The organism is Aeromonas sp. AE23HZ002T15 (genome assembly GCF_054165525.2).
This window is the reverse complement of record NZ_CM201342.1, coordinates 1,043,626-1,056,317: the sequence shown is the minus strand read 5'-3', so window position 1 is coordinate 1,056,317 and position 12,692 is coordinate 1,043,626. Positions and strand designations below refer to the sequence as shown.

At 50.2% G+C, this 12,692-nt stretch carries 11 protein-coding genes; 9 read left to right on the top strand and 2 right to left on the bottom strand.

The genetic code is table 11. From position 1 onward, the window contains the following. Positions 1–145: 145 nt before the first annotated feature. The gene (locus ACT5M9_RS04785) at positions 146–1,504 is read right to left on the bottom strand and encodes an ATP-binding protein (RefSeq protein ID WP_457981320.1); all 1,359 of its coding nucleotides are present in this window, start codon (positions 1,502–1,504) and stop codon (positions 146–148) included. Positions 1,505–1,541: 37 nt separating this feature from the next. Continuing rightward, a complete protein-coding gene (locus tag ACT5M9_RS04780; RefSeq protein ID WP_438548855.1) occupies positions 1,542–2,216 on the bottom strand; it encodes a response regulator in 675 nt (224 codons plus the stop codon). An 861-nt stretch (positions 2,217–3,077) separates the two neighbouring features. Here ACT5M9_RS04780 and rfbB point away from each other — a divergent pair. The 9 genes from rfbB to ACT5M9_RS04735 all read left to right on the top strand — a co-directional run bounded on the left by rfbB (position 3,078) and on the right by ACT5M9_RS04735 (position 12,690). Beyond that, positions 3,078–4,163 (top strand): dTDP-glucose 4,6-dehydratase, encoded by a 1,086-nt coding sequence (rfbB, locus tag ACT5M9_RS04775; protein WP_457981321.1) that lies wholly within the window; start codon positions 3,078–3,080, stop codon positions 4,161–4,163. Further along, positions 4,163–5,050 carry a dTDP-4-dehydrorhamnose reductase gene (gene rfbD / locus ACT5M9_RS04770; RefSeq protein ID WP_457981323.1) on the top strand — a complete coding sequence of 296 codons (888 nt, stop codon included), beginning with the start codon at positions 4,163–4,165 and terminating at the stop codon, positions 5,048–5,050. Before rfbB ends, rfbD begins: the two co-directional genes overlap by 1 nt. Positions 5,051–5,173: 123 nt before the next feature. Continuing rightward, on the top strand, positions 5,174–6,055 hold the full coding sequence (gene rfbA, locus ACT5M9_RS04765; protein ID WP_457981325.1) for a glucose-1-phosphate thymidylyltransferase RfbA: 882 nt from the start codon (positions 5,174–5,176) through the stop codon (positions 6,053–6,055). Positions 6,056–6,094: 39 nt separating this feature from the next. Next, positions 6,095–6,643, top strand: coding sequence for a dTDP-4-dehydrorhamnose 3,5-epimerase (gene rfbC, locus ACT5M9_RS04760; protein ID WP_457981327.1), 549 nt, complete (start codon positions 6,095–6,097; stop codon positions 6,641–6,643). Between the two features lie 3 nt (positions 6,644–6,646). Beyond that, positions 6,647–7,618, top strand: coding sequence for an FAD-binding oxidoreductase (locus ACT5M9_RS04755; protein WP_457981329.1), 972 nt, complete (start codon positions 6,647–6,649; stop codon positions 7,616–7,618). Between the two features lie 12 nt (positions 7,619–7,630). Beyond that, on the top strand, positions 7,631–8,404 hold the full coding sequence (gene rfbF, locus ACT5M9_RS04750) for a glucose-1-phosphate cytidylyltransferase (RefSeq protein ID WP_457981330.1): 774 nt from the start codon (positions 7,631–7,633) through the stop codon (positions 8,402–8,404). Then, positions 8,404–9,483, top strand: a complete 1,080-nt coding sequence (rfbG, locus tag ACT5M9_RS04745; protein WP_457981331.1) for a CDP-glucose 4,6-dehydratase — start codon at positions 8,404–8,406, stop codon at positions 9,481–9,483. The genes rfbF and rfbG overlap by 1 nt, the downstream gene beginning before the upstream one ends. Before the next feature lie 122 nt (positions 9,484–9,605). Beyond that, positions 9,606–10,919, top strand: a complete 1,314-nt coding sequence (gene rfbH, locus ACT5M9_RS04740; protein WP_457981333.1) for a lipopolysaccharide biosynthesis protein RfbH — start codon at positions 9,606–9,608, stop codon at positions 10,917–10,919. Between the two features lie 67 nt (positions 10,920–10,986). Further along, a complete protein-coding gene (locus tag ACT5M9_RS04735; protein WP_457981335.1) occupies positions 10,987–12,690 on the top strand; it encodes a thiamine pyrophosphate-binding protein in 1,704 nt (567 codons plus the stop codon). The last annotated feature ends 2 nt before the right edge of the window (positions 12,691–12,692 follow it).

The following is a 12,692-nucleotide window of genomic DNA, read 5'->3' as shown; positions in this document are numbered from 1 at the left end:
GTCATCCGCCATCAATTTGGATCGATATCGAATAAACGGGGCTGCCACAGGCGTCGGGAGGCGCTGCGAGAGGTGATGACGGAAGGCTGAGGGTAATCAGAAGGGAAGGGCGTCAGAGGCCCTTCCCTTGACGAGAAATATGGGGTCAGGGAAGGGTCATCTGGAAGCGGGCGCCGCCAAGGGGAGACTCATCCACCCGGATGTCGCCGCCATAGCTGTGCACTATCTCGGTCACGACCGCGAGGCCTATGCCTTGACCGGGGGAACTGTCGGCCCGTACTCCGCGCTGGAAGATCTGTTCCGACTTGCCTGGGGGGATACCGGGGCCGTCGTCTTCCACCAGGATGAGCAGGCCGCTGCCCTTACGGCGCACCTGTACCCTTACCTCGCTGATGGCGAACTTGCAGGCGTTGTCGAGCAGGTTACCCATCATCTCCATCAGATCCCCCTGTTCACCATGGAAGAAGACATCGTCGTCGAATTGGAACTGGGTCTGCAGCTTCTTGTGGCGATAGACCTTGGCCAGGCTCGCCAGCAGCTTCTCGATGAGGGGCACGGGCTCGGTGCCCTTGCTCGCGAGGCGCTTGCGACCGGTGACGGCGCGGCGCAGCTGGTACTGGATGATCTGATCCATGGTGGTGATCTGTTCATTGATGTTGTCGTGCACCGGGTGACCGAGTTTGAACTCCTGGGCCGTGATCTGGATAAGGGCCAGCCTGGTTTTCAAACTGTGTGCCAGATCGTTGAGGGCATGCTGGTAGCGCAGGGTCTGTTGGCGCTCGTTCTCCAGCAGCTGGTTGACCGACTCGGTGAGCGGCAGCAGTTCCCGCTCATAGTCGCTGGAGAGCGCCTCCCGCTGACCGGCCCGGATCTCGTTGATCTGCCGCGCCATGGTGCGCAGGGAGGAGAGGCTCCAGAAGCTGGTGAGCAGCAGCAGGGCGCCGAGCAGGCAGTAGGCGAGCAGCGCCTGGCGGATGCACTGGTAGAGGTATTCCCGGGTCTGATCCTGGTAGCGCTTGGCGGAGTCGACCATGACCACGTAGTAGGTGGTGGGGCCATCACCGTGATTGCGCAGGAAGCGCAGGCTGTAGATGAAGTAGCTGTCGCCATTCTTGATGGTGTGCAGCTTGAAGAAGTAATCCTGATCCAGACCGCCCAAGTACTTCATCAGATCCTGGCAGATGGTGCCCTTGATGGTGATCACCTCAGGCATGTGCAGGCTGGACCAGCTGAGCTGACCGTCAGAGCGACAGATGAGGGTATCGAGATTGGGGTCGATGGCATCCGGTGTGATGCTGGCGAGATCCGTGATGGCGTGGGGATCCGGCTGCTTGGAGGAGAACAGCTTGGAGAGGTTCTCCTGCATGCGGGTGCTGGCCTTCTGGGCCTGCTCCTCGGTGTGACCGAGATAGAGGATATAGACGGAAAACGCCATGATGATGGCGATGACCAGCATGGCGCTCATCATCAGCTTGATGTGCAGGGAGCGGCGGATCAGTTGCATTGGGCTTCTCATGGCGGTCACTGCGCGAACGGCGTGCTTAGCTGCATGACAGGTTGAAGATGTAGCCCTGGCGACGGATGGTGGAGATGGGAGAGATGGTCCCTTCCGGATCCAGTTTCTTGCGCAGCCGGCTCACCATCACCTCTATGGTGTTCGGATCCCCCTCGCCATCGCCGTAGAGCTGGTCCAGCAGCTGCTGCTTGGAGACCACCTGGCGGGCGTTGCGCATCAGATACTCCAGGATCAGATACTCGAAACTGGTGAGCACTGTGACTTCACCGGCGATGGTCAGCTCCTTGCGGGAGAGATCCAGCTCGTAGTCACCGGCCTTCACCCGGGGAGAGATAAAGCCGGCGCTGCGACGCACCAGGGCATTGAGGCGGGCCAGCAACTCGTCTTTCTGGAACGGTTTGACCAGGTAGTCATCGGCACCGGCCTCCAGCCCTTCGACCTTGTCCTGCCAGCTGCCACGGGCGGTCAGCACTATGATGGGGAAGGGGATCTGCTGCTCTCTCAGCTGGGTGATGAGGTGCAGGCCGTCCATGTCCGGCAGGCCGAGGTCTATGATGGCCACGTCGATGGGATAGTCGCGAGCGTAATGCAGCGCAATCTGGGCCTTGTCCGTGCTGTGAACCTGATTCTGGGCCTCGGTCAACAGCGTGGTGAGATGGTGGTTGAGCAGCTTGTCGTCTTCGACCAATAGGATTTTCATAAGATGCATGATGATGAGGGTCCAGGCTGTCAATTAGAGAGGGTAAGAGGAAGAGAGTCAATCCGGATCCTACATAGCCCCCGCTGTATCGAGACTGAATCGCATCTTCAATATTCCCAAGGGAGTATTCACGATGATGGCGCGCCATCTGATGGTATGTCAGCTGAGCGAGACCACCGATAAGGGTGCTGAGAACTGCCCTCTGCATGAAAACTTTGCGACTATTATGTTCGCAGCAACCAGAGTGGGGCGTTTGCGTTGGCGCGACATGGGCCCTTGTCACGCTCATTTGCGAAAAACAATATTAATTTCACGAAGTTAAAGCTGGTGCATTTTTGTAATGCATTGAAATATATGTGTTTTCATGGCATCGTCAAGGCTCCATCAAATGGAGGTCATGTTTTGACCACCTTTGACAGGGAGGAAGGATGAGTTATTGGTTTGTTCTTTTTGAATCTCCTTTGGTGATGTAAATCTTGGGTTTGTCTATTCATTCTATGGATAAACAAGATAGAATCTGCGCCAATCGGGTTTAGGGCTTTGGCAGCTCCAGATGTGAACAATGCATGGCGTGCTCTCGAGGTACTCAGATGAGTAAGGTGATCTGAAGTCATTGTTAAGCATCAACCAATACAAGATGCTGGAGGATATGATGACCAACAGCGCTCACAATCAGGTTAAAATCAGCATGTTGGGAGCTGTAACCCACTGCGGTAGCTAACCCCATTGCTAATGGGAAGGTGTCTGAATGGACTCGGACGCGGGCCTGACCACAATCCATCGTAGCCAATTTACTCTAAACCTCATCAAGACAGTGCTTTCTTATTCTATCCAGCTAATCCTTCAAGAGCATTACATCCTATGAAGATTCTTTTGACTGGTGGCGCAGGTTTTATCGGCTCTGCGGTTGTACGCCATATCATTCAGCATACCCAAGACTCAGTAATCAATCTCGACAAGCTCACTTACGCGGGGAATCTTGAATCGCTGGCGGAGGTATCAGGCAGCGATCGCTATGTGTTCGAGCAGGTCGATATCTGCAATCGTGCCGAGCTGGATCGGGTGTTTGCTTTGCATCAGCCCGATGCCGTGATGCACCTGGCCGCCGAGAGCCACGTCGATCGCTCCATCACAGGTCCTGCCGACTTCATCGAGACCAATATCGTCGGTACCTATATGCTGCTGGAGGCTGCTCGCTCTTACTGGAGCGGCCTGAGCGCACCGCGAAAGACGGCCTTCCGCTTCCACCATATCTCCACCGACGAGGTGTATGGCGATCTGCCCCATCCGGATGAAGTGGCTCCCGGTGAAACATTACCGCTCTTTACCGAAACGACCCCCTATGCTCCCAGCAGCCCCTATTCTGCCTCCAAGGCATCGAGCGACCATCTGGTGCGTGCCTGGCGTCGTACCTACGGCTTGCCGACAATTGTCACCAACTGCTCCAACAACTACGGTCCTTTCCACTTCCCCGAGAAGCTGATCCCGCTGGTGATCCTGAACGCGCTGGATGGCAAGCCGCTGCCGGTGTATGGCAAGGGCGACCAGATCCGTGACTGGCTCTACGTAGAAGACCATGCTCGCGCACTCTATACCGTGGTGACCACAGGTGTGGTTGGCGAGACCTACAACATTGGCGGGCACAACGAGAAGCAGAATCTGGATGTGGTACGCACCGTCTGCGATCTGCTGGACGAAATGGTGCCCAAGGCGGGTTCCTACCGCGATCAAATCACCTATGTGGCCGATCGCCCCGGCCATGACCGCCGTTATGCCATCGATGCCAGCAAGATGAGCGCCGAGCTCGCTTGGCAACCGCAAGAAACCTTCGAGTCGGGTATCCGCAAGACGGTGCAGTGGTATCTGGATAACCAGCAGTGGGTCAACAACGTCAAGAGCGGTGCCTACCAATCCTGGATCGAGCAAAACTACGGGGTGCGTGCCTGATGCATATCCTGTTGTTCGGCAAGAATGGCCAGGTAGGCTGGGAGTTACAGCGTTCGCTCGCCCCGTTAGGCCATGTTACCGCGGTTGATTTTGATTCCGCCGACTATTGCGGCGATTTCAGCAACCCGGCTGGCGTGGCGGAAACGGTGCGCCTGCTCAAGCCGGATGTGATTGTCAATGCGGCTGCCCACACCGCTGTCGACAAGGCCGAGAGCGAGCGGGAGTTTGCCGAGCTGCTCAACGCCACCAGTGTGGCGGCGATTGCCAAGGAAGCGGAGGCATTGGGAGCCTGGTTGGTGCACTACTCCACCGACTATGTGTTCGATGGTAGCGGTGAGCGCCCTTGGCTTGAAACCGATGCGACCGCCCCGCTCAATGTCTACGGCGAGACCAAGCTGGCAGGGGAACAGGCAGCCACGCTGTGCTCTCGTCACCTGATCTTCCGTACCAGCTGGGTGTACGCCGCCCGTGGTGCCAACTTTGCCAAGACCATGCTGCGTTTTGGCAAGGAGCGTAGCGAGATGTCGGTCATCAATGACCAATTCGGTGCCCCGACCGGTGCCGAGTTGCTGGCCGATTGCACCGCCCATGCGATCCGCGTAGCGCAGAGCAAACCTGAGGTTGCCGGGCTGTACCATCTGATTGCTTCCGGTACCACCACCTGGTTTGACTATGCTCAGCTGGTATTTGCCAAAGCCCGTGAAGCGGGTGTGGAGTTGGCGGTTAGCCAGGTTAATGCTGTCCCGAGCTGCGAGTTTCCAACACCTGCCAAACGTCCTCATAACTCACGGCTCAATACGAGCAAATTTCAGCGCACCTTCGAGCTGGTGTTGCCGGACTGGACCGTTGGTGTTGAAAGGATGCTAGCCGAGATCCTCGGTAAGTAAGCTAAGGTGGGAGGACGGTGGTTCTGTGCCCCGCCCTGACCAACAGGATAAGAACGAGATGAGTGACCGCTGGGGGAACTCATTTCGATGGGTTACATAATTCCATATAAGAACTAAAGTATTATGACGAAACGTAAAGGCATTATTCTTGCGGGTGGGTCAGGTACCCGTCTCTATCCCGTCACCATGGCAGTCAGCAAACAGTTACTGCCCATCTATGACAAGCCGATGATCTATTATCCGCTGAGCACCCTGATGTTGGCAGGTATTCGCGATATTTTGATCATCAGCACGCCGCAAGATACGCCTCGTTTTGAGCAGTTGTTGGGGGATGGCAGCCAATGGGGCTTGAATCTGCAATACCAGGTGCAGCCGAGCCCGGACGGCTTAGCCCAGGCGTTTATTTTGGGGGAAGAGTTTATCGGTTCAGATTCTTGCGCGTTGGTGCTGGGGGACAACATCTTCTACGGTCATGACCTGCAAAAGCAGCTGGAAGCTGCTGCAACCAAGGCTAGTGGTGCGACTGTTTTTGCCTACCATGTGCAGGATCCAGAGCGTTATGGGGTGGTGGAATTTGATAATTCAGGGACGGCGGTTTCTCTGGAGGAAAAGCCATTGGAACCCAAGAGCAATTATGCTGTTACTGGCCTTTATTTCTACGATAACAGTGTGGTTGAAATTGCCAAAAGCCTGAAACCTTCACCTCGTGGCGAGCTGGAAATCACCGACGTCAACCGTATCTACCTTGAGCAAGGCAATCTGTCGGTAGCCATGATGGGACGTGGTTACGCTTGGCTGGATACCGGTACCCATGAAAGCCTGATTGAGGCGAGTAATTTTATCCAAACGATTGAGACTCGTCAGGGGTTGAAAGTGGCTTGCCCAGAAGAGATTGCTTATCGTCAAAAATTTATCAATTCAGATCAAGTCCGGAAATTGGCCACACCACTGATTAAGAATGAATATGGAAAGTATCTTCTCAAGTTAATCACTAAGATTTCATAAATAAATTGTATTGTCTACCTGTCTATTTGGATTGACATAATGAACATCATCAGAACAAAGATTTCCGATCTTTTTATCATTGAGCCAAAAGTGTTTGGTGATGAAAGAGGTTTTTTTTTCGAGAGCTTTAATCAGCAGCAATTTGAATCAGTGATTGGTAGAGCTGTTACCTTTGTTCAAGATAATCATTCCAAATCTAGTCGAGGAGTACTCCGTGGGCTTCATTATCAATTACCCCCGCATGCCCAAGGAAAACTAGTCCGCTGTGTCACTGGCGAGGTATTTGATGTGGCTGTTGATATTCGCAAAAGCTCCCCTACCTTTGGCCAGTGGTTTGGAGTGAATCTATCAGCCGAAAACAAGCGTCAATTTTGGATTCCGGAAGGGTTTGCTCATGGTTTTGTAACATTGAGTGATACTGCCGAGTTCCTATACAAGACAACAGCGTATTATTCCCCTCAAAGCGAAGCTAGCATAAGGTGGAACGATATAGATATTGCTATAAAATGGCCGCTTGATTTTAAACCACAACTTTCCTCCAAAGATTTACAAGGTGTCTGTTTAAAAGATGCTGTCATTTTTGAGTGAATTATGAAATCCATTATTATAAAACCATCAGATATTAATTTTAATGCTATTGAGAATACAACAGTTCTTGAGTCAGCTATTCGCGCCGGCATAGTATTGGAACATAGTTGTAAGAATGGCTCTTGTGGATTGTGTGAGTCAAAAATTATAGAGGGTGAAGTAATTGATGAGCAAGGCTGCTCATTTTCATCAGGGCAACGTTTTTTGACGTGCCAATGTAAGAGCGCCTGTGAAAAGCTAATTATTGAGGCAGAATACTACCCTGAGCTGGTCTCTCTCTCTCGTAAAACTGTGCCATGTAAGGTGACATTGGCAGAAATTGATAATGAATTTTTGATTTTGAAATTCAGGCTTCCCCCTACTGCGGGATTTGATTATTTACCAGGGCAATATATAAATCTCAGCTATCAGGGGATTACTCGAAGCTATTCCATTGCTAATGCCAGTAGTAAAGATGGAATCGAACTCCATATCCGCCTTATTAATAATGGCGCAATGAGTAATCTACTTTTTGCCGGAGTCAAGCCAGATACATTGATGAGGATAGATGGCCCGATTGGAACATTCTTCATCAGAGAGGATGACCGCCCTATCATTTTCTTGGCTGGCGGTACCGGATTCGCTCCGGTTAAAGCTATGGTTGAAGCGCTCATAAGTAGTAATTCAAAGAGAGAAATTATCATCTATTGGGGGATGAATAAAGCTATCGACTTCTATTCAAAGCTTCCCTCTGAGTGGGAAGGTAAGTATGAAAATATTACCTTCATCCCAGTTGTCTCAGGTAGCGATGTTGAGTGGAATGGACGAACAGGTTTTGCCCATCTAGCAGTACTGCAAGATTTTTGTAATTTGTCTGATTTCTGTGTTTATGCTTGTGGTTCGCCTCAGATGATCGCAGCTGCAAAAAATGACTTCATCAATGTTGGGCTTTCAGAGAAACAATTTTTTTCTGATGCCTTTACGGTATCAAAATAAGTGGGAGAAAACATGAAAGCGGTAATTCTTGCCGGTGGTTTGGGCACCCGTCTGAGTGAAGAAACTGTTGTCAAACCTAAGCCGATGGTTGAAATTGGTGGCAAGCCAATCCTCTGGCATATCATGAAAATGTACTCCGCACACGGTATAAATGATTTCATCATTTGTTGTGGCTATAAGGGGTATGTCATCAAGGAATACTTTGCCAACTATTTCCTTCATATGTCTGATGTCACTTTCCATATGGCAGAAAACCGAATGGAGGTGCATGAAAAACGTGCAGAACCATGGAATGTGACCCTAGTTGATACTGGGGATGCATCCATGACCGGTGGTCGTCTAAAACGTGTTGCTGAATATGTGAAAGATGATGAGGCATTCTTGTTTACATATGGTGATGGCGTATCCGATGTTGATATTGGTGCGAGTATCAATTTTCATATGAGCCACGGGAAATTGGCGACACTTACGGCAACTTATCCGCCAGGTCGATTTGGTGCACTGGATATCCAGAATAATCAAGTCCTCTCTTTCAAGGAAAAACCAAGAGGTGATGGAGCCTTGATTAATGGTGGCTTCTTTGTATTAAGCCCCAAGGTTATTGACTTGATTGAAAATGATGCAACGACTTGGGAACAAGAGCCACTGATGGCATTAGCAGAGCAGGGACAACTGATGTCTTATGAGCACAGTGGGTTCTGGCAACCCATGGATACCTTGCGTGATAAGCACTACCTCGAAGGACTTTGGGAAAAAGGTAAAGCACCTTGGAAGGTATGGAAGTAATGGCCATGATCGATCCTGATTTCTGGAAAAACAAACGGGTCTTTATGACCGGGCACTCTGGTTTTAAAGGCGGCTGGCTGGCGTTGTGGCTGGAGGAGATGGGGGCCATTGTGCGTGGTTATTCCCTTCCTGCCCCTACTGAACCCAGCCTCTTTGAGGTAGCCAAGGTTCGGCAGGGATTGTTATCGGAAGATGGTGATATTCGTGACTTCTTCCATCTGCGTGAAGCCATGACTGATTTCAAACCCGAAATCGTATTCCATATGGCAGCTCAGCCTCTGGTACGGCTCTCTTATGATGATCCTATTGAGACCTATTCCACTAATGTTATGGGTACCGTTTATGTGCTTGAAGCCATTAAAGCGGTCGGTGGTGTCAAGGCTGTAGTCAATATTACCAGCGACAAGTGTTATGAAAATCGCGAATGGGTATGGGGATATCGTGAAGATGAGGCCATGGGTGGTTATGATCCCTATTCCAACAGCAAAGGCTGTGCCGAGCTGGTGGCCTCTGCGTACCGCAACTCATTCTTTAATCCGAAGGACTATGCACGTCATGGCGTGGCTTTGGCATCGGTACGCGCTGGTAATGTGATCGGAGGCGGTGATTGGGCAAAAGATCGTTTGATCCCGGATATCCTGCGTTCCTTCCAAAACGACCAGCCAGTGGTTATCCGCAATCCCCACTCTATTCGGCCATGGCAGCATGTGCTCGAACCTTTGTCGGGATATTTGCTAGTGGCACAGCACCTCTATCGCGAAGGTTGTGCTTATGCAGAAGGGTGGAACTTTGGGCCCAGCGACAACGATGCCCAGCCGGTACAGTTTATTGTCGAGAAGATGGTACAGCTGTGGGGTGACAATGCCTGTTGGCAACTTGATGGTGCCGATCATCCCCATGAAGCCCATTACCTGAAACTCGAGTGCTCCAAGGCGAAGCTGCGGATGGGTTGGCAGCCACGCTGGGATCTGGTCACCACCCTGGGGCGTATCATCAAGTGGCACAAGGCTTGGCTGGCAGGTGAGGATATGCGTGAGGTGACCTTGCGTGAGATCCGTGACTACATGGCTGCTCAGTGATGCCTATCGGTCTGGATGACTTTCCCCACTTAGCTAGGTAACATCCAGCCCCCCCTTGATTGACGAACAATGATCCATTGCCAGAACATGACATTGGCAAGACTTTTAACAGGAAGAGATAAATGAGTGCACAAGCTCTGCGTGAACAAATTTCCCAACTGGTAGCTCAGTATGCTGACCAAGCCATGGCTCCCAAGCCATTTGTAGCTGGCAGCAGCGTCGTCCCGCCATCCGGAAAGGTGATCGGTGCCCGTGAACTACAGTTGATGGTGGAAGCCTCGCTCGATGGGTGGTTGACCACCGGCCGTTTCAACGATGCTTTCGAAAAGAAACTGGGTGAATACATCGGCGTTCCCCATGTGCTGACCACCACTTCAGGCTCTTCTGCCAACCTGCTGGCCCTGACTGCGTTAACTTCCCACAAACTGGGTGAACGTGCACTCAAACCGGGTGATGAAGTGATCACTGTTGCTGCTGGTTTCCCGACCACAGTCAACCCGACCATCCAGAATGGCCTGGTCCCGGTGTTCGTGGATGTAGACATCCCGACCTATAACATTGATCCAGCGCTGATTGAAGCCGCTGTAACAGATAAAACCAAAGCCATAATGGTCGCCCATACCTTGGGCAACCCGTTCAACCTGGCCGAAGTCCGTCGTATTGCTGATAAATACAACCTGTGGCTCATTGAAGATTGCTGTGATGCCCTCGGTACTCGTTACGATGGCAAAATGGTTGGTACCTTCGGCGATATTGGTACCGTCAGCTTTTATCCGGCACACCATATCACCATGGGTGAGGGTGGGGCTGTATTCACCAAGTCAGGCGAACTGAAGAAGATCATCGAGTCCTTCCGCGATTGGGGTCGTGACTGCTACTGTGCTCCTGGCTGTGACAACACCTGTGGCAAGCGTTTTAGCCAACAGCTTGGTTCCCTGCCAGAGGGGTATGATCACAAGTACACCTACTCCCACTTGGGGTACAACCTCAAGATCACCGACATGCAGGCGGCTTGTGGTCTAGCACAGTTGGAGCGCGTAGAAGAGTTCGTTGAACAGCGTAAGGCAAACTTTGCCTATCTGAAGGCGGGCTTGGCCAACTGCGTCGATGTCCTCGAACTGCCAGAAGCCACCGATAATTCAGAGCCGTCTTGGTTTGGTTTCCCCATCACTTTGAAAGAAACTGCTGGCGTCAGCCGTGTTGAGCTAGTCAAGTTCTTGGACGAGGCCAAGGTGGGTACTCGATTGCTGTTTGCTGGCAATTTGACCCGTCAACCTTATTTTGCTGACCGTAACTATCGGGTTGTTGGTGAGCTGACGAATACAGACCGCATTATGAATCAGACTTTCTGGATAGGTATCTATCCAGGCTTGACGCACGATCATTTGGATTATGTGATTGCCAAGTTTGAAGAATTCTTTGGCGTTAGTTTCTAATTCTTCGAAAAAGAATAACTTGGAGAGCCAACAATTGTTGGCTCCTATTTTACATTGAGGTTTGTTGATGAAAGCATCTGATGCAGTGGCTCATGTTCTGGGCGCTAACAATGTCACTCACGGCTTTGAGCTGATCGGTGGCATGATTGCACATTTGGTTGATAGCATTAATCAAATTGGCAAAACTAAACTGATCTCACTTCATCATGAGCAAGCTGCCGCATTCGCTGCGGGGGGAATTGCTCGTGCAAGTAATAACAAGCAGATAGGGTTGGCTCTAGGTACTAGCGGGCCAGGAGCAACAAATCTGGTAACGGGAATTGCAGATTGTTGGTTGGACAGCTACCCCTGTATTTTTATTACTGGGCAAGTGAATACTTATGAATTAAAGCAAGATAGAGCGATTAGGCAACAAGGCTTCCAAGAACTGGATATCGTTAGCATAGTAAAAAGCATTACCAAATTTTCTTATCAGATTAAAACCCAAGATGAATTAATTCCGAAGTTGCAGGAAGCAATCAACATTGCTAAAAGTGGCCGTCCCGGGCCTGTCTTATTAGATATACCGATGGATTTACAGCGTGCTGAGTTGCCAGATGATGTTCTCGACTATTTGAAGCCGTCATTACAAGAACCGAATGCTGTGACTTCGAACACCATGGGGTTTTCTTCTGTTTTTCAACGGCTTTCGCAAGCAAAAAAACCACTGTTTTTGATCGGTGGCGGTGCGGTGAATGCGGACACTTTTTCTCTTTGGCAACAAAAAATAGCTCGTATTGGTATACCCCATGTCGCTAGCCTAAAAGGCAGCGAGAAATGCCAATCACTTCAAAATTATTATGGTCTGATAGGTAGCTACGGCACTCGAACGGCGAATTACGCTATTCAAAATTGTGATTTACTGATTGTCTTGGGCAGTAGAATGGATGTCCGTCAAACTGGGGCTGATACGAGTGATTTTGCCCGAAATGCAGAAATTATCCAAATTGATATAGATGCAGCCCAACTTGCTAATAGAGTCGAAGCTGATCTGGATGTAAATGCAGACTGTGAAAAATTTTTCTTTTGTTTTGATGATGAGCTTGTTAATGATTTTGTTATGTCCGAGGCGTGGACATCAGAATTGAATAAACATTGGTCTGATAATTATGCAGATGAGTATCAAGACTGGAGTATTAGCCCATTTGATATTTGTAAGAAGCTAGAAAAAATATTCGAGTTGATTCCTGTACACTATGTTGCTGATGTCGGTAACAATCAAATGTGGGCCGCTCATTCAATACTATTAAATCAAGGGCAGGCGATTCATCACTCTGGTGGCTTGGGTGCCATGGGCTTTGCTATTCCAACCGCTATTGGTGTTGCGTATGCGACCAGCCATCCTGTTGTTATTTTGACTGGTGATGGTGGTGCACAACTTAATATTCAGGAACTGGATATTATTGCACGTGAACGGTTGCCAATATTAACAATTGTTTTCAATAACGAATCGCTGGGGATGGTTCGTGCATTCCAAGAAATGTATTTTGACGGTAGAAATGAATCAACATATTGGAATGGCTATAGCTCTTCATTCTGTAGTCTTGGGCGAGCTTATAATATACCCTCATTTTCCACTTCAAATATGGACGAGCTTCAATCATTGCTTCTTAAGTTTACTCTGCACCCGGAGCCCATGTTAATTGAGGTGCTAATGAGCGATGCGAGAGAGTGCAGGCCAAGACTTGCTTTTGGGCACCCAATTGATAAACAATTTCCTTTAAAAGGCTAATT

Excerpts from the sequence above, each read along its gene's own strand:
- ACT5M9_RS04780 (WP_438548855.1), bottom strand. The coding sequence starts at position 2,216 with ATGAAAATCCTATTGGTCGAAGACGACAAGCTGCTCAACCACCATCTC.
- rfbG (WP_457981331.1), top strand. The coding sequence starts at position 8,404 with ATGGCCATGATCGATCCTGATTTCTGGAAAAACAAACGGGTCTTTATG.
- ACT5M9_RS04785 (WP_457981320.1), bottom strand. The coding sequence starts at position 1,504 with ATGCAACTGATCCGCCGCTCCCTGCACATCAAGCTGATGATGAGCGCC.
- ACT5M9_RS04755 (WP_457981329.1), top strand. The coding sequence starts at position 6,647 with ATGAAATCCATTATTATAAAACCATCAGATATTAATTTTAATGCTATT.
- rfbC (WP_457981327.1), top strand. The coding sequence starts at position 6,095 with ATGAACATCATCAGAACAAAGATTTCCGATCTTTTTATCATTGAGCCA.
- rfbA (WP_457981325.1), top strand. The coding sequence starts at position 5,174 with ATGACGAAACGTAAAGGCATTATTCTTGCGGGTGGGTCAGGTACCCGT.
- ACT5M9_RS04735 (WP_457981335.1), top strand. The coding sequence starts at position 10,987 with ATGAAAGCATCTGATGCAGTGGCTCATGTTCTGGGCGCTAACAATGTC.
- rfbD (WP_457981323.1), top strand. The coding sequence starts at position 4,163 with ATGCATATCCTGTTGTTCGGCAAGAATGGCCAGGTAGGCTGGGAGTTA.
- rfbF (WP_457981330.1), top strand. The coding sequence starts at position 7,631 with ATGAAAGCGGTAATTCTTGCCGGTGGTTTGGGCACCCGTCTGAGTGAA.
- rfbH (WP_457981333.1), top strand. The coding sequence starts at position 9,606 with ATGAGTGCACAAGCTCTGCGTGAACAAATTTCCCAACTGGTAGCTCAG.
- rfbB (WP_457981321.1), top strand. The coding sequence starts at position 3,078 with ATGAAGATTCTTTTGACTGGTGGCGCAGGTTTTATCGGCTCTGCGGTT.